The sequence below is a fragment of the Micromonospora sp. NPDC049366 genome, from assembly GCF_044466625.1.
In the GTDB taxonomy this organism is placed as follows: domain Bacteria; phylum Actinomycetota; class Actinomycetes; order Mycobacteriales; family Micromonosporaceae; genus Micromonospora.
This window is the reverse complement of sequence record NZ_JBITMV010000014.1, coordinates 20,772-36,266: the sequence shown is the minus strand read 5'-3', so window position 1 is coordinate 36,266 and position 15,495 is coordinate 20,772. Positions and strand designations below refer to the sequence as shown.

At 70.4% G+C, this 15,495-nt stretch carries 21 protein-coding genes and 1 tRNA gene; 7 read left to right on the top strand and 15 right to left on the bottom strand.

The annotated features are described in order from the left end of the window. Positions 1-12: 12 nt before the first annotated feature. On the top strand, positions 13-1,014 hold the full coding sequence (locus tag ACIBTV_RS20230) for a hypothetical protein (protein WP_396706962.1): 1,002 nt from the start codon (positions 13-15) through the stop codon (positions 1,012-1,014). Between the two features lie 50 nt (positions 1,015-1,064). Here the strand turns inward: ACIBTV_RS20230 and ACIBTV_RS20225 are convergent, their stop codons facing one another. The 3 genes from ACIBTV_RS20225 to ACIBTV_RS20215 form a co-directional block, all read right to left on the bottom strand. Beyond that, positions 1,065-1,244 carry a DUF4236 domain-containing protein gene (locus ACIBTV_RS20225; RefSeq protein ID WP_396706960.1) on the bottom strand — a complete coding sequence of 60 codons (180 nt, stop codon included), beginning with the start codon at positions 1,242-1,244 and terminating at the stop codon, positions 1,065-1,067. A gap of 137 nt (positions 1,245-1,381) precedes the next feature. Next, a complete protein-coding gene (locus ACIBTV_RS20220) occupies positions 1,382-1,837 on the bottom strand; it encodes an RrF2 family transcriptional regulator (protein ID WP_396706958.1) in 456 nt (151 codons plus the stop codon). Between the two features lie 82 nt (positions 1,838-1,919). Then, positions 1,920-2,837: a helix-turn-helix transcriptional regulator gene (locus ACIBTV_RS20215; protein WP_396706956.1), complete on the bottom strand. Its 918-nt coding sequence runs from the start codon at positions 2,835-2,837 to the stop codon at positions 1,920-1,922. Between the two features lie 217 nt (positions 2,838-3,054). Between ACIBTV_RS20215 and ACIBTV_RS20210 the strand changes: the two genes are divergently transcribed. Continuing rightward, the gene (locus ACIBTV_RS20210) at positions 3,055-3,831 is read left to right on the top strand and encodes an SDR family oxidoreductase (RefSeq protein ID WP_396706955.1); all 777 of its coding nucleotides are present in this window, start codon (positions 3,055-3,057) and stop codon (positions 3,829-3,831) included. 122 nt (positions 3,832-3,953) lie between these two features. Here the strand turns inward: ACIBTV_RS20210 and ACIBTV_RS20205 are convergent, their stop codons facing one another. Further along, positions 3,954-4,385: an SsgA family sporulation/cell division regulator gene (locus tag ACIBTV_RS20205; protein WP_007457244.1), complete on the bottom strand. Its 432-nt coding sequence runs from the start codon at positions 4,383-4,385 to the stop codon at positions 3,954-3,956. Positions 4,386-4,658: 273 nt separating this feature from the next. Between ACIBTV_RS20205 and ACIBTV_RS20200 the strand changes: the two genes are divergently transcribed. Further along, on the top strand, positions 4,659-5,246 hold the full coding sequence (locus ACIBTV_RS20200) for a TIGR02611 family protein (RefSeq protein ID WP_396706953.1): 588 nt from the start codon (positions 4,659-4,661) through the stop codon (positions 5,244-5,246). Positions 5,247-5,296: 50 nt separating this feature from the next. After that, positions 5,297-5,371, top strand: a tRNA-Val gene (locus ACIBTV_RS20195). Positions 5,372-5,428: 57 nt separating this feature from the next. Here ACIBTV_RS20195 and ACIBTV_RS20190 read toward each other — a convergent pair. From ACIBTV_RS20190 to ACIBTV_RS20140, 11 genes are all read right to left on the bottom strand, one after another. Next, entirely contained in the window at positions 5,429-6,193 is a 765-nt protein-coding gene (locus ACIBTV_RS20190) for a tyrosine-type recombinase/integrase (RefSeq protein WP_396706951.1), read from the bottom strand. A 452-nt stretch (positions 6,194-6,645) separates the two neighbouring features. Then, complete coding sequence (locus ACIBTV_RS20185; protein WP_396706948.1) at positions 6,646-6,852, bottom strand: helix-turn-helix domain-containing protein; 207 nt, start codon at positions 6,850-6,852, stop codon at positions 6,646-6,648. A gap of 93 nt (positions 6,853-6,945) precedes the next feature. Beyond that, positions 6,946-8,658: a replication initiator gene (locus tag ACIBTV_RS20180; RefSeq protein WP_396706946.1), complete on the bottom strand. Its 1,713-nt coding sequence runs from the start codon at positions 8,656-8,658 to the stop codon at positions 6,946-6,948. Continuing rightward, positions 8,655-8,873 (bottom strand): hypothetical protein, encoded by a 219-nt coding sequence (locus ACIBTV_RS20175; RefSeq protein WP_396706944.1) that lies wholly within the window; start codon positions 8,871-8,873, stop codon positions 8,655-8,657. The genes ACIBTV_RS20180 and ACIBTV_RS20175 overlap by 4 nt, the downstream gene beginning before the upstream one ends. Before the next feature lie 5 nt (positions 8,874-8,878). Beyond that, entirely contained in the window at positions 8,879-9,316 is a 438-nt protein-coding gene (locus ACIBTV_RS20170; protein WP_396706942.1) for a hypothetical protein, read from the bottom strand. After that, a complete protein-coding gene (locus ACIBTV_RS20165) occupies positions 9,313-10,023 on the bottom strand; it encodes a DUF2637 domain-containing protein (RefSeq protein WP_396706940.1) in 711 nt (236 codons plus the stop codon). The genes ACIBTV_RS20170 and ACIBTV_RS20165 overlap by 4 nt, the downstream gene beginning before the upstream one ends. Continuing rightward, complete coding sequence (locus ACIBTV_RS20160; protein WP_396706938.1) at positions 10,020-10,208, bottom strand: hypothetical protein; 189 nt, start codon at positions 10,206-10,208, stop codon at positions 10,020-10,022. Before ACIBTV_RS20160 ends, ACIBTV_RS20165 begins: the two co-directional genes overlap by 4 nt. 27 nt (positions 10,209-10,235) lie before the next feature. After that, entirely contained in the window at positions 10,236-10,541 is a 306-nt protein-coding gene (locus ACIBTV_RS20155; protein ID WP_396706936.1) for a spread protein, read from the bottom strand. Then, entirely contained in the window at positions 10,538-12,175 is a 1,638-nt protein-coding gene (locus tag ACIBTV_RS20150; RefSeq protein ID WP_396706934.1) for an FtsK/SpoIIIE domain-containing protein, read from the bottom strand. The genes ACIBTV_RS20155 and ACIBTV_RS20150 overlap by 4 nt, the downstream gene beginning before the upstream one ends. A gap of 265 nt (positions 12,176-12,440) precedes the next feature. Next, positions 12,441-12,653: a hypothetical protein gene (locus tag ACIBTV_RS20145; RefSeq protein ID WP_396706932.1), complete on the bottom strand. Its 213-nt coding sequence runs from the start codon at positions 12,651-12,653 to the stop codon at positions 12,441-12,443. Next, a complete protein-coding gene (locus ACIBTV_RS20140) occupies positions 12,653-13,051 on the bottom strand; it encodes a transcriptional regulator (RefSeq protein WP_396706931.1) in 399 nt (132 codons plus the stop codon). The genes ACIBTV_RS20145 and ACIBTV_RS20140 overlap by 1 nt, the downstream gene beginning before the upstream one ends. Before the next feature lie 175 nt (positions 13,052-13,226). On the opposite strand from ACIBTV_RS20140, the gene ACIBTV_RS20135 reads away from it, so the two are divergent. From ACIBTV_RS20135 to ACIBTV_RS20125, 3 genes are all read left to right on the top strand, one after another. Next, positions 13,227-14,042: a GntR family transcriptional regulator gene (locus tag ACIBTV_RS20135; protein ID WP_396706929.1), complete on the top strand. Its 816-nt coding sequence runs from the start codon at positions 13,227-13,229 to the stop codon at positions 14,040-14,042. Then, positions 14,039-14,785: a glycosyltransferase family 2 protein gene (locus tag ACIBTV_RS20130; protein WP_396706927.1), complete on the top strand. Its 747-nt coding sequence runs from the start codon at positions 14,039-14,041 to the stop codon at positions 14,783-14,785. The genes ACIBTV_RS20135 and ACIBTV_RS20130 overlap by 4 nt, the downstream gene beginning before the upstream one ends. Positions 14,786-14,956: 171 nt before the next feature. After that, positions 14,957-15,406, top strand: coding sequence for a hypothetical protein (locus tag ACIBTV_RS20125; RefSeq protein WP_396706926.1), 450 nt, complete (start codon positions 14,957-14,959; stop codon positions 15,404-15,406). Positions 15,407-15,495: the final 89 nt, after the last annotated feature.

Genomic DNA, 15,495 nt, shown 5'->3' with positions numbered 1-15,495 from the left:
TAGAACGACACCATGCCGACCGACCCGACCGCCCCCGTCGTCCGCGAACTGCTGGTCCGCCAGGTGGAGACCTGGCTGCCCGCGGCGCTGCACCGCTCGCGGCGGGCCACCATCGCCCTGGCGTACGCGGGAGGCGACGCCGAGTCGTCGGCCGACGCCCTGCGGGCCGTCGCCGAGTACGCGGACCGGCTCCACGGCCGGCGGCTCACCGTGCTGGTGCTCGCCACCGCGGTCGACCTGCCGGCGCGGCTCGGCCCGATCGAGGCGGGCCTGCCGCCGGAGGTCGCCGTGCACGTGGTGCCCGGCGACCCGTCACGCCTACCGGTCGCCGCGAAGGCGGCCGGCGCGGCCGGTGCGCCGACGTTCTCCTTCGTGGACGCCGTCGCCGCTCCGTCGGGAGACGACGCCGACGGCCCGTCGGACGAGGACGTTCGCGGCCCGTCCCGGGGTGCCGCCGCGCCGCCGACGGCGGGAGCCCCGTCGGCCGGGGTGGACGGCCAGGTGCTGGCCGCGACGGCGATCGGCCGACCCGCCGAGGTGCTGCTCCGCCTGCCCGGCGGGACTGCTCGCGCCGCGCTCGGCGGGGCCGGCTTCCCGCTCGTGACCGAGGTGGAGCTTGTGCCGGCCGACGGCGCTGCGGTGACTCTCGCCTTCGGCACCGGCTCGGACCGCAGCCTGGAGGCCGTGAAGGAGGCGCTCTGGGCGGTGGACGAGTTCGCCGGTGTGCGCTACCGCGACCCGGCGGACCCGGCCGGGCGCCTGCTCGACATCGCGCTCGACCCGGAACCCGGCCCGCTACGCCGGGAGTTGTCGGCCGAGCTGGCCCGCTCCGGGCCGCGTACGGTGACGGAACTGCGCCGCTACACGCTGACGTCGACGGTCTACCGCTCGACGGACGCGGTCCGCGCGCTCACCGGGTTGCTCACCACCGGCGCGGTCACCCGCAACCCGACCCACGGCCGCCTCGCCGGCGACGTGGTGATCAGCTCCGCGAACCCGCAACCACCTGTCTGACACCAGCACGCCCCGCCCCGACGCCGTCGGGACGGGGCGGGGCCCGGAGGTCAGGTGCGGGACTTGTCCTGCTTCCAGGACAGCGGGCCGGGCAGGTCGACGCGGTGCGCCTTCGCCCGGGAGTTCCAGGACCATCGCCCGATCTTGATGCTCCACGACGAGAAGCCGTTCTCGGTGAAGTTGAGGATCAGCGGACCGATCTTCTTGCGCTTGCGGAACATGAGGCCCATCGCGGGACTCCCTTCGTCACCGTTCCCTGCCGTGTCGGTCCCGAACATTCCCGATGCGACGAATGGCGAAACGCCGTCCGATTCCACCCTGGACGGTGTGAGCGGCGGGTCACCGAGGCCGGTCCGACCGGTGCCGGTCAGCGTGGCTGCCACGCGTCCGGCAGCGCGGTCAACTTCCGCACGTGCGCGGGCAGGCGACCCCCGACGATGTCGGCGAGGCTCACCTCGTCCACCACCCGGCGCAGCGCCGCCCGCACCGCCACCCACAGGCTGGGCAGGTTCTCGGCCGCGCCCGCGTAGCTGGTCTCCTCCGGACGCAGGCCGCGCACCCCGGCCAGCGGACCCTCGACCGCCCGCAGCACCGAGCCGACGGTCACCTCGCGCGGCGGACGGGCCAGCGTGTAGCCGCCCTCGGCGCCCCGCTGGGCGCGGACGACACCGGCCCGGCGCAGGTCGGCCAGCACGGCCTCGAGGAACTTGCGGGGCAGGTCCTGGTCGGCGGCGATCGCCTGGGTGGACAGCAGCGAGGGGTACGCCGCGGCGAGGCTCAGAGCCGCCCGGACCGCGTAGTCACCGCGCGCGGAGATCTGCACCCCGTCATCATGCCCACCAGGGTGGACGGCCGACGCGCCGGGCGTCGTACGGGGTCGGGCGCGCCCCTCCATACCGGGCCGGTCAGCGCAGCGAACGGGACGGCGCCGGGAGTGCGCGCGGCGGCTCGGCCGGTGGGCGGGGCCGGACGATCGCGGCGGGCGGCGGCTCGTCGCGCGCGGCCCGGAACGCGCCCGGGCTCACCCCCACCTCCCGGGCGAAGAACCGGCCGAAGTTGGTCGGCTCGGAGAAGCCGAGGTGCCGACCGATCCGCGCCACCGGCTCGTCGGTCGCCGCCAGCAGGCGGCTGGCCTGCAACGCCACCCGATCGTCGATCACCTGCTTCGCGCTGCGCCCGGTGACGGCCAGGCAGGCGCGGGTCAGCGTACGCACCGAGCAGGCCAGCCGCGCGGCGTAGTCCTCGACCCGGCGGGTGCGCTGGTAGTCGCGTTCGACCTCGCGGCAGAACCGGTCGAAGGTGTCCTGCTCGGGCCGCGCCGCCGGGTGCCGGTCCTGGCCGGCGAGGGCGAGCCGCAGCAAAAGCACCGCGAGCTGGTGCCGCAGCAACGGCTGGGCGGCGGGCACCCCCCGGTGCCGGGCACAGTCGACCGCGAGCTGGCTCACCTCGCTGATGACCGCATCCTCGTCCTCGCCGGCGAGCTGCCGCCACGTCGGCACGGCGTCCGGGTCGACCTGGAGGCCACTCAGCGCACCGGCCTCCCACCGCACGACGGTGGCGTCCAGCTGCGGGCAGGGGCAGCGCAGGACCTGGCCGACGCGTACCCGCAGCAGGGTGCCCGGGCGGCAGGGCAGCGGCTGGAAGTCCACTTCGGCGTCGCCGTGCCCGCCCGTCGTCAGCACCAGCAGGTCCCGGTCGACGAGCACGGGGCGACGCCGGCTCGGGTCGCCGGCGACATCGGCGAGATCGAGCGTGTCGATGTCCACGGGCAGGACGGACGGGGTGCTGACGATTGCCGCGGGCGGCTGACCGGGAGAGACCATCGCTGCCGACGGTAGCCCGAGCCGCAGGTCATCGCATCCCGACCGTCCGCCCGGGCGCGCCGCCGACCGCCCGCCCGGCCCCGCTCGGTCTTGTCCCGGTCCCGGCACCCGGGCTACGTTACCCGGCGGTAGCGCCGTGTGGTCCGGCACGACCGGCGGCCGGGCCGCCCGCGTCCCCCGTCGGCCACCGGGCACCGCCGACACTCGAGGGGATGGCATGACGGATCTGTTCTCGGTCGAAGGCAAGACGGTCCTGGTCACCGGCGGTTCGCGGGGGATCGGCCTGATGATCGCCCAGGGGTTCGTCCGGGCCGGAGCGCACGTGATCATCTCGTCCCGGAAGGCGGACGTCTGCGCCGCGGTGGCCGAGAAGCTCTCCGCCGAGGGGCGCTGCGAGGCGATCCCGGCGGACCTGAGCGGCGACGCCGGGGCCGAGGGCCTCGCCGCCGCCGTGCGGGAGCGGGTCGACCGGCTCGACGTGCTGGTCAACAACGCGGGTGCGACGTGGGGCGCGCCGCTGGAGGCGTACCCGGAGAGCGCCTTCGACAAGCTCTGGGCGGTGAACGTCAAGGCCGTCTTCCGGCTGACCACCGCGCTGTTGCCGGCGCTGCGCGCCGCCGCCGGCGCCGACGACCCCGCCCGGGTGATCAACATCGGGTCGATCGACGGCATCCGGGTGCCGTGGATGGAGGTGTACGCCTACTCGGCGACCAAGGCGGCCGTGCACATGCTCACCCGCAGCCTCGCCCACCAGCTGGCCGGTGAGCAGATCACGGTCAACGCGATCGCGCCGGGCCCGTTCGAGAGCAAGATGATGGCGTTCGCGCTGGACGACCCGTCGTCCCGGGAGGCGATCGAGAAGCAGGTGCCGCTGGGGCGGATCGGGCGGCCGGAGGACATGGCCGGCACCGCGATCTACCTCTCGTCGCGCGCCGGGGCGTACCTCACGGGAGCGGTCATTCCGGTCGACGGCGGCATCACCACGCACGGCTGACACGTGACCGTCCCGGGGCGGGCGGCTGTGCGTACGCCCCGGGTGTGCCGGAGCCGCGCGGACTCGGCAGATCCGCGCGGCCCCAGGTGGCCGGAAAGGCCGGTGTTACCCGGTGTGACGGTTCAGCGGCCCGCGAGCAGCCGGTTCACCGCGGTGTCGACGTCCAGGTGCTCGGCCTCGCGGCCACGCGGGACGACGACGTACGTCCGCCGCAGGAAGCGCACCAGGACGCTCCTCGGCACCTCGAAGAGAGCGTTGCCGTCGGGTGACGACAGCGCGAGCGCGACGAAGTCGCCGCGCGGCGTGGCCCACGGCCACACTCGGACGTCGCCGATGCCGGCCGGCTCGTCGAGGCCGGTGACCAGCAGCTCGCGCGCGAACGACCAGCTGACTGCCTCGCCCCCCGCCGATTCGGCGTGGAACAGGACATGGACCGCATACGGGTCAGCAGGGTCGTAACGCAAGCTGGCACGCACCGGCAAGGCGGTGGCGTCAGGCGCGACGAGCCTTAGCGACGTCTCGACCTCTACGGTCGTCGGTCGGATGACACTCATGGACGTTCTCCCCCCGGCACCGCTGCGGAACGCGCGTGTCCCGCTTTTCCCATACTCAGGCGCTACTCCTGGCTACGCTCCGCCATACGCTGACTTCACCCAGTGGTGGGAAGGGGGTCGGAAAGGCCAGCCAGAATGTGAAAATTCTTGTAGGATTTCCGGTTCTGCCCAGTGCGTCGTCCCGCCCGGAGCGGGTGGTTCAGTCGTCGACTTACTCCGGTAACGTCCAGTCGTCGGAAGGGGTGACGGTCCCGAGCGACACTGGGGGGTGAAATGGTCACGAAACGATCCTCAGTGGATCCGATAGTGGCGCCCAGCTCGCCGAACGTCGGGGTCCGAGCAGCCGAAAAGCGGGGGTACGCGGTGTCGATGGACCAGCACGACCGGCCCGGCCCGCGAGCCTCCGGGAACGGGCCCGCCAGGCCCGGTCAGGGCGGCCTCGCGGTGGCCGAACGGCGACGGTGGGAACGGTGGCGGCTGCGCGTCTCCACCACCCTCGACCTGATCCGCGCCAACCCCACCGGCCGGATCGCGCTCAAGATCTTCATCTCCATCGCCGGCGCCCTCGTCGTCACCCTCGGCATCGCGCTCATCCCGCTGCCCGGCCCCGGCTGGCTGCTGGTGATCGCCGGCCTGGGCATCTGGGCGGTCGAATACCACTGGGCCCGCCGGCTGCTCGGCTTCACCCGCCGACACGTTCACAGCTGGACGCAGTGGGTGAAGGTCCAGTCACTCGCCGTGCGAGTCGTGCTCGGCTCCGTCGGCCTCGTGTTCGTGGCCGCGGTGCTCTGGCTCAGCCTCAAGTACAGCCTCGGCATCGACCTCGTCGCGCGGATCATGCACTACCTCGCGACGCACTGACCCCGGATTCGCGGACGGGGGAGCGGATCAGGTACAGTCATCCGCGCTGAGGGCGATTAGCTCAGCGGGAGAGCGCTTCGTTCACACCGAAGAGGTCACTGGTTCGATCCCAGTATCGCCCACCATCGAAGTAACGCAGAAGAGCCACCCTCGGATGAGGGTGGCTCTTGCTGATTCCATCGTCAGTTGTCGTTGGGTGTCAGCGGATCGTCAGCGAACGCCTCCCGGATGCGTTGATCCCTCCCGTCTGATCGGTGGGTGTAGAGGTTCAGCGTGGTCGACGGTTTCTCGTGGCCCATCACGCCCTGGACGTCGTTGATCGGAACACCGCGCGACACCAGCTCGGTGGCGTACGAGTGCCGAAGGTCGTGGAAGCGAAGCCCGCCTGGCGCCATCTTCGCCACGTGCGCAACCGCCTCCCGCTCGGTGGTGAACTCCGCGGTCCACTCGACGCCCTCGGAGTCGAGCCATGCCGCGCGCCACTTGAAGTGCCCGAGCCGACTCACGTTTCCGAGCAGGCCGGCACGGACGAGCGACGGCCGCCAGACCCGTGCGCGGAACAACGTCCGACGTAGCGGACCACCGGACGAGTTCGTGAAGACCTCACCGCGGGGACCGGTGGGAAAGACGTCACGATGGGCCGTCAGCAGCTCGACCGCGAAGCCAGGCACCGGGACGGTACGCCGACCCGCCCGTGACTTCGGATAGGGCTTGCTGGTGACGGTGCCGGCGACCTCGACGGCGACCCGGACGACCTCGACCGTCTTCCTGCCCAGGTCGAGTGATTCCCAGCGGAGCCCGGTGCACTCGCCCCACCGCAGCCCAGTGCCGCCGGCAAGCGCGACCAGGGCGCGGTACCGGTCAGGCACGGCCGGCAGGAGCTTGGCGACCAGATCAGCGTGGGACAGGACATGTCCATCGGTGTCCTTCCTACGTCGCGCTGGCACCTTGACACCCTCACACGGGTTGGTGCCGATGAGCCGATCACGGACGGCGGAACGAAGGACAGCCGAGAGCAGGCGGAAGCACTCCGCCACCGTGGCGGGCGAGCGTCGCGCGCTGAGCTCCGTCACCCAGGTCTGTACGGCAAGGTGATCGATTCGGTGCAGCGGCACGTCGGACCAGCGCGGGAGCACGTGCGTTCGCAGGATCGACGCATCTCGAGCTTTCGTGGTGAGTTCGTCGTTCCGCGACTCCCGCCACCGTTCCGCGTATTTCCCGAACGGGAGTCGTCCGGCGTGAGGGTCGACGTAGCCGCCCCGTGCGATGGCGGTTTCCGTTTCGGCGAGAAAGGAAGCCGCCTGACGCCTGGTCGGAAAGGTCTTGGCCTTTTGACGGCCCGTCGCGTCCCGCCAGTTGGCTCGGAAGGTGCCCGCAGGCGTCTTGATGATGTGTCCCATTAGGCCCAGCCCTTCGGTTCGTCGCTCGGCTGCTCGGTGCACTCGTCGAGCCAGTCGTGGAAGCGCTTCTTGGGGATGACCCAACGTCCGCCGAGCTTGCGGGCGGGTATCTCACCCTCTCGGACCAGGGCGTAGGTGCTACCGAGGGACAGCGACAGCAACCGGGCGACTTCGCGAACGGAATAGACGGCGCGGCTGTCGGCCATACGGAGCAGACGGCCGGGGGCGTCGGTTTCGACGGGGGCGGGACGGAGACGGTCGGTTAGGGAGACGACAGCGCGTTGCATGATTCCTCCGGTTTAGCGGGCGACGGGATAGACGGCGGTGCTGGTGTCGGCGGTGGCACGGTCCCTGGCGGCGAGGAGTGCGGCTTTCCATTGGGCGCGTTGGGATAGCGCGCGGAGCAGTCGGTGTTGCAGGGGTGGAATGTCGGGGTCGTCGGGTCGGGCGAGTTCCCAGGCGTAGGCGGGTGGGTCGTCCGGGCCGGTGGGGTCGGCGTTGTCGGCGCTGGTGCTGATGCCGAGGAGGTTGCGGACCCAGGCGCGGGCGTCGGCGCGGTGGTCGGCGAGGGTTTTACCGGACCAGTCGCGGGAGACGAGGATGCGTCGGCCGCCGATGCCGAGGGTGGCCCGCTGGTGGACCTTGCCCTTGCAGCGCCCGGCTTGCAGGCGCCCGTGGGCTTTCTTGGGTTGGATGCCGTAGAGCAGCCAGTTGGCGCACCGCTCGTTGCACGGCGTGATCCGTAGTTGCTGCCAGAGCCGGTCGAGGTGGTCTCGCTGCCGGTCGGTGGTGGTCTTGTGGCAGTCGGCGGCGCTCTTGGTGATGTATTTGGTGATGTAGCCGATGGTGCGTTCGGCGTGGACGGTGCCGGGGGTGACGCCCTCGGCGTGGACCTGCCGGCCGAAGCGCACGACGTGGACGGGTTGGGCCTGGGGGTCGGCGTCGACCAGGTCCAGGGCATCCGCCCACGACCGCAGCGGTTCCCGGGTGTCGGGGTCGACCCACTCCCCGCGGCTGTCGTCCCACACCGGCGGCCGGTCCAGCGGATACACCAGCTCATCCGCCGGGGGCCACCACACCTGGTGATAGGTCGCGGCGGCGACCTGCCGCAGCACCGCCCGGGGGATGGTGCCGCGGATGGCGAAGTGGGCGTGTGGCGCCAGTCGGCGTTGCGGCTCGACGCAGCCGGCGTACTGGACGTTCCAGCCCACGCAGCGGCGCAGGTTCTGCCAGAACCGATCCAGGAGCCGGGCGAAGTGGACCGCGTCCCAGGCCGCCCGCCGGTAGTTGTAGCTGTCGGGGTCGACGGGTGTGCCGTCGGGCAGGACTCGCCCGTAGGAGTCGAGGGTGAGCGACAGCCACATGGACGGGCGGTGTTCGGTGCCGTCCGGTGCGGTATAGACGCGGCCGACGGTGCGCGCCTCGACTTTCTTGCGGGGCAGGTCGGGGGCGTCCTGACGGCGGCGGGTCGACCGCTTGCGGCGGGCACCGTCGGATCCTTCGCCGTCGTGGGGTGGGGCGACCTGCCCGCGCATCCCTTCGGCGGCGATCGCGTCTTCCACCTCAGCGATCGCGTCATCCAGCGCGGGCATCTGGTCGAACTGCGCCGCCCGTTGCGCCTCATCGCGGGCGAACTCCAGGTGCGCCCGCAGCAGGATCAACTCCCGCTGGGCGTCGGTGGCCGGGTCGGGTGCGGGGGCGGGTTCGTCGGCGCGGTGCCAGCCCTCGCGGATCTGGGTCTGGCGTAGCCGGCGGGCACGCTTCGCGCACGGTGGGCACTTGTCTTCGCGGGTGGTGCCGCAGGGCAGGTCGATGACTTCCGTTTGGCCGGTGGCGAGGTCGGTGCGGCGCAGGGTGACGGGTCGCAGGCAGACGCCGTACTCGGCGGCCATCTCCTTGAGGACCTGCCGGGACATGGGCATAGCGAGGCGGGCGGCGCGGGACCCGCTCGCCGGCGCAACGGTCGCCGGGGCGGGGTCGGGGGTGAGGCCGGGCAGGGTGGGGGCGGTCAACGGGTCACCTCCGGTAGCTCGAACAGCGGGGGTTGAGTGGGGCCGATGCGGGTGGTGCGGGTCGGGCCGACGTGGGCGGCCCAGCGGTGGGCGGCAGGTTCGTGGCGGTGGCAGGCGACCTCGGCGCGGTAGTGGCCGGTGCCGGGGTGGCCGGCTTCGATCAGGGCGGTGGCCGGCCCACCGCAGCGGGCGCAGTAGGTGGGCCGGCCGGTCATCGCGGTCAGTGGCCGCAGCCGGGGCAGTGCAGGCCGGGGCAGCAGCGATCCGAGCCGCGCAGCAGCAGGGCGATGACGACCAGGACCAGGAGGCCGCCGAGGATCAGCGGGAACGCGCCCCGGATCGCGGTGACGAGCCCGGCGGCGAGGTAGCCGACCGCGGCGACGGCACCGACGGCGGGTACGGCGATGGCGGCGATGACGGGACCGCGCCGGAGCCGGCGGACCGGAGCCGGGGCGTGCCGGTCGTGGTTGAGGAACCGCACCGTGACCGTCACCCGCCGGTCGCCGGGGATCTGGCGGGGGGTGGTCATGGACAGCAGCCGGCCGGAGTCGCGGACCAGGGCGACGGACGCGGCCACTTCAGCCGGAGTGCCGACGATCCGCCGAGCGACGACGGTGGGGCGGCGGGTGTTGATGCGGGCGAGTTGGGTGCGGGTCATCGGGTCACCTCCGAGGTGAAGACGTGCCCGTTGCGCGGGGTCTGGATGACGGAGGACACCAGCGCCGACCGCATCGGCGACGGGGTCGCGGGCGGGGTGGGGACGGGTGCCGGCGGGGTGACGACCGGTACCGGCTCGGGTTCGAGGTCGACGGCAGCCGGGATGTCGACGGTGTCCGGGGTGTCGGCGGTGTCGGTGTCGTCGGTGGTCTGCTCGTCCTGGGCGGCGAGGTCGCGGGCGGCGGCGAGCAGCGCTGCGGCTTCGGCCTGGATGGCGGCGAAGTCGGGTCGGATGCGTCCGGCGACCAGCTCGACGCCGATGACGAGGACGACGACCAGGGCGAAGACCAGCCGCAGCCCGAGGCTGCCCGGGGAGGCGAAGTTGATGGTGGCCGACAGCAGGCCACAGCCGGCGAACACGACCAGCGCTCCGCGCTTGGCATCCTTCGCGATGCCGGAGGTGCGTACGACGGTCAGCATCGACACCATCGCGGCGTCGAAGATCAGCGGCACGAGGTAGGCGAAGTAGCCGGCCTCCTGCGTCCACAGGTAGTGGGCCTGGTGCAGGTAGCTGGTCGCGAGCGCGCCGAGCAGGACGAACCGGTTGTACTTCTTGATCGACTGAATCGCCTTCAGCATGGTCGGGACCGCGTTTCGGGCGTACTCGGCGGCGAACTGCTGCGTGAACGTGCTCGGGTCGGTGCTCACGCCGCCCACCCCCAGGTCTCGGCGTCCTCGGCGGCGATCTCGGCGTGCCGGGCGAGAGCGGCGGCGAGGATCGCGTCGGCGTGGGTGTCGGGGGCGCAGTAGGGGCAGTGCTGGTCGGGGTCGGTGTGGGCGAGGTCGAGGCAGGTCCGGCGGATGGGTCGGCGGGTGAGTCGACGGGTACGCATCACGGGCTCCAAGGCAGGCGGGGGGAATCAGCGGTGGGCGGGGGTGATGTGCACGCGGATCCACTCCGGCGGCTCACCGGTGGAGGCGACCGCTTCGGACAGGCAGCGCCACAGCGCCCACGCCTCGTTCGGGGTCAGGTACATGCGGCGTCGGCCGGAGCCGACCGCGACGTAGAGGTCGGCGTCGGGGGTGACCCGGACCGTGACCGGCACGGAGGTTTTGTCGATGTGCGGGGCGCGCAGCCGGTAGAAGCGCCGCGGCTCCTGGGCGGGCTCGGGTTCGTCGGCGTAGGGCATCCGGGTGGGCGTGCCGTCGGGCAGGTCGGTGGTCATCGGGGGTCACTCCCGTTGGTGCCGTTGAGGTCCAGGGCGTTGAGCAACGACGGCGGCAGCAGTGGCGCCGCCTGCTTCGGCGGGGTCGGCCGGTAGGTGTGCCGCCCGTTGGTGCGGGCCGGCTTGGCCGGAGCCGGGACCACCTCCGGTTCGGGGTGGGTCTCCGGTGGGGCGGGGAAGGTGTCGGCCATGTCCCGAATCACGTCATCGGGGATGTAGGAGAACCGGACCCGGGCCGGTTCGGGCTGACCGTCGAGCAGCACGTAGCCGATGCCCTTCGCGGACAGCGGGATCTGATCGGCCAGGGCGCCGCGGTCGCGGGCGCCGTCACCCAGCAGCAGGTCGACGTGGCTCTTCTCGGTGAGGCCGAGGGCGATGCGGGTCGGGAAGTAGTCCCGGACGGTGACGACTTCCTTGCGCGGGTCCTGCGTGGCAGCGACGACCAGGACGCCGAGCCCGGCGCCTTGCGACAGCAGCACACCGAGGGCCTGAGTGATGCGGTTACGGATCTCGGTGTCAGGCAGGAACGCCAGCAGGGTGGCCAACTCGTCAATGACGATGACGATCAGCGGCTCATCCAGGGTCGGGGTGTGCACCCGCACCTTGCCTCGCAGGATCTGCTGACGGGCACGCATCCGCGCCACGGCGTCTTCGAGCAGATCAGCCATGCGGGACCAGTCGTCATCGACGTAGCGGGAGAACAGCGGTCGCCCGATCGCGAGTTCCATGCCGCCCTTGGGGTCGATCGCCCACACCCGCACCAGACCCGACCGGATCCCGGCGGCGAGGGATCGGATCAGGGACCAGATGACCGAGCCCTTGCCCATCCGCGTCGCCCCACCCACGAGGACGTGAGTGGCGAGCAGCCGCAGGCAGTACGTGGCGAGGTCCTCCCGCAGGCCGAGCGGGAGGGCGGTGAAGTCCGGGCGGGCCGAGACGGGCAGCGGCGCCACCACGCGGGTCAGCGGGTCACGGCGGATGAACACCAGCCACACATGCCGCGGCCGGTCCCGGAACCGGACCCGGTCGACCAGGCGCAGCAGCCAGGCGAGGCGCCCGACGCGGTGCGGGGCCGGGTGGCGACGGCCGGAGTAGACCCGGCAGTGCCGGGTGCCGAACGAGTACGCCAGGTCCCGGGCCGCTTTCTGGTACGCCTCCGGGTTCTGCCCGCGGGGCATCCGCAGCACGACTTCATCCGTGGCGTAGGAGCAGCGCACCGACAGCAGCTGCGGGACCTTCTCGCCACCGTCGTACTTCTTCACCAGCCCGCAGAGGGTCATGGCCTCGCGCCACTGCCGCCGGTAGACCCACAGCCGCCGCCACACCGTGACCGCGCGCAGCACGACAAGGCGGTGAAACGAGTCCCGCCCCCGCCAGCACCACAGTCCGGCGCCAGCGGCGAGGAAGACGAGGACCAGGACGTGGGGCAACCAGCCGTGCGACTGGTAGACGGCGACGGCGACCAGGACCAGGAGCAAGCCCGGCCAGGCCCGCCAGTGCCGCACCGACCACACCGCGAACCGCACGACCGCCACGGCGAGACGAGCCAGCAGGAACGCGATCGTGACCGTCCAGACCAGGGGCCACGGGGTGGCCACCTGAAGACGACGGAAGTTGACCAGCGGGGCGCGCATCACGCCACCGCCTTACGGTCGCCGCGGTGCTGCTCAGTCCACATCTCCGCGCAGACCTTGTGCACCGGCTTCCCACCAGGGCTACGGCAGATCGCCGGACGGCCGCAGATGACACACGGAGCGGACTCGCCGGCACCACCACCGCGAGTCCAGTCCAGGAAAGAAGGCATGATGAACCCGCCCTTCCAGGCCGAGAGGAATTGGTTGGGCAGCGGGGCGGTCGAGCTTTCCTAGGGCCGAGACCGCCCCGCGCCAACATCAGGAATCAGGCAGCCGCCTTCACGGCCACCGCCGACAGCGACTCGCGAGCCTGCGCCAGCACACCCGCCAACCGGTCGATGTCCGACCGAGGCAGAAACAGGGTCACCGCACCGTCGGCGTCGCCGAGGGCCACCGTCACCCGGTCCTGCGACGGGTACGACCGGAACGACAACTCGGTGTCCGGCCTGACGTGCACACCCGCCATCACCACAGCCATCAGGCAGCCTTGCCGCGCGACTCAGCGAGGGACTTCGGCGGCACCAGCGCCGTGGCCCGGTAGGAGAACGCCAGCCGCCCGTTGCTGCCCACGTACGGGGTCACCGTCAGGTTCTCGAACTCCACCTGCTGGAACGGACCCACCGGCGGCACCGGCCGCACATCCGACAGGATCTTGATCGACACCTCACGAGACCGCGCACCCAACTCCGGGTCCATGTCCATCACGCGGCACTGCCACACCCGCTGACCGGTGATCTTGTCCTTGCTCGGCGTCCGTGCCCGCGTCTTCTCATCGAAGTCCTGCGCCTCCGCAATCGACTCCGGCACGAACACACAGCCGTGCGGGAAGACCGCTTCGAACGGGACCGAGAACCGAGTTCCACCGCGAAGAGCCACTGCTACCTCCTGGGTAGTTCCCTCCCGGCCACCCGGCGAGGGACACTTGTTGGCATGTCTGCCAAGTTGTGAAGGACGTTAGGCGGAACTTGGCAGACAAGTCAACAACCTCCGTCGGCCAGACCGCATGTTGGGATGGCAGACATGACGACAGGCAGGGAGTACGGTGACCGGTGTGTCCGAACGTGACTGGCGACCCCGATACGTCCAGCTAGCCGAAGAGCTGCGCGAGAAGATCCAACGAGGGGAACTGCCGGCGGGGGAACCGCTTCCCAGTGAGCCGGAGCTAGCCGAGCAAACGGGGATCTCGCGCACGAGCGTCCGCAACGCGATACGGCAGCTCCGCGAGTGGGGCCTGGTCCGCGCCGAGCAGGGGCGCGGGACGTTCGTTCGGAGGCCGAAGGTAAGGGTCAAGCGCAGCAACGTCGAGCGCTACCAGTGGGAGAAGGACCGCGTCCACGAGCCAGAGGAAGTCCGACGGCAGACTGGTGGCACCGAACATGACACGGGGTTGTCGGTGCATGATTTGAAGTTCCACGCCAAGTATCAGGAGATGGACGCACCTTCAGATCTCGCGCACATCTTCGGAGTGCGCTCTGGCACCAAGCTGCTGCAACGGACTTATTGGACGAGCGCGAAGACGGAAGATGCGCCGCTCAGCATGTCGCGTTCGTATCTCGTCCACGAGGTGGTAGCAAAAAACCCGGATCTATTGAGCGACAGAAACGAGCCGTGGCCCGGCGGAACGCACCACCAGTTGTCGACGGTGGGAATTGAAATTGACCACATCACGGATCATGTCGTCGCGCGCCCCCCATCCCCGGATGAGGCAGACATCTTGCGAACCGAGTCGGGTGATTGGGTCCTAGTTCTCCGCAAGATCTCGACCAGCACTGAGGGCAAGGTGGTGGAGGTGGCCGACGCGGTTTATCCGGCGGACCGGACCGAACTCGTCTACAACATCGGGTTGAAGCGTTGGAACCAGGCATGAGCAGTCGCGTTATCAGCGTCATCACTGCCGTCCACGCGCCGATGGCGGATCTTCTGCAAGATGCCTATGCGTCGCTCGTGAAGCAGGAGCTTCCTTCAGGCTGGAAATGGGAATGGCTGGTGCAGGAGGACAGCCTAGACGGACAGATAGCCAAGCTGCTGCCCGTCGATAAACGAATCAAGTTCGGTTCAGGTAAGCCCGGCGGCCCAGGTGTCGCCCGCACCGTTGCTCTAGCCCGGGCCACCGGTGAACTTGTGAAGGTGCTCGATGCAGACGACCAGCTCACCGCAGGTGCGCTAGCCCGCGACATTGCGCTGCTCACGGAGCGGCCGGAGGTCGGCTGGACTACTTCGCGAGTCCTGGACCTACTTCCCGACGGGACTCAGATCTCCTGGAAACATCAGGATCCGGAAGAAGGACCCATCGCGCGGCGGAGCATCGTAGATTTCTGGCTGAACAATGAACACCGGCTTCCTGTGCACCCGGCAACACTGTGCATTCGGCGTCAACTACTCCTGGCCCTAGGTGGTTGGATGGCGCTTCCTGCGTCAGAAGACACGGGGTTACTGCTTGCCGCAAACGTTCTGAGCGATGGCTATTTCATCGAAGAGCCGGGTTTGCTTTACCGCAAGTGGTCCGGACAGACTACGATGCAGGCCACTTTTATCGACGAAGAAGCGCGGGTCCACCGGACCCGGATCGTTGAGGACAGGGCGCGTGCATTGCTTGCCCTAATGGGCTAGGGCGTTCGGCGCCAGACTTTGCCGCGTGCTACTGCCTCTCGTATGGTCACGTAGATGACCATGGGGGAGGAACCGCAAGAGTGGCGGCCGCACCGGGTAGCGCCAGCCCGCACGAGACGGCATTGGCCCTGGGTGTTACTCAGTCTCGTTGCCGTTGTCTGCACTGGCCTTGTGGCAGTGCCGGCGACCTGGGCGGTGCGGAAGCAGGTGCAGGCAGAACGGGGCGAAGCCGCGCCGGAGGCCGCCGCGCTGGTGTGGGTGCTGCAAACCAGCGCCGGTGACGAGCTGGGACTCTCGCGAGTGTTGGCGAAGCGCCGGCATGACGATCTGCTCCAGCAGTGGCGCGAATACCGCGCAGTCATCGACAGCACGGCGAAGCCACCCGGGAAGATCACGACCAGTGGGCCGAGTGTCGTTGAGCACCAGGGCGACGACCGCGCCACGGTCACCGAGCAAGTCCAAGCCGTGTGGTGGGACGGAGCGACGATCCGGTCCGGCATGGCGCACCCGTGGCGGTTCGAGGTGCGCAAAGACCGGGGCGGGTGGCGGATCTGGTCTGTAGACCTGCCGCCCTGGTGTGGTGTGTACGTCCGCGCGAGTCTCTGCCCGACCAGCACGTGAGCTGTTGAGTTAGAGCCGGGGCGGCGTCATTGTGGGGGTTCTGTAGAGGCTTCGCCGTTCATCTCGCGCCACCTGCCGCCGTCGGCGTG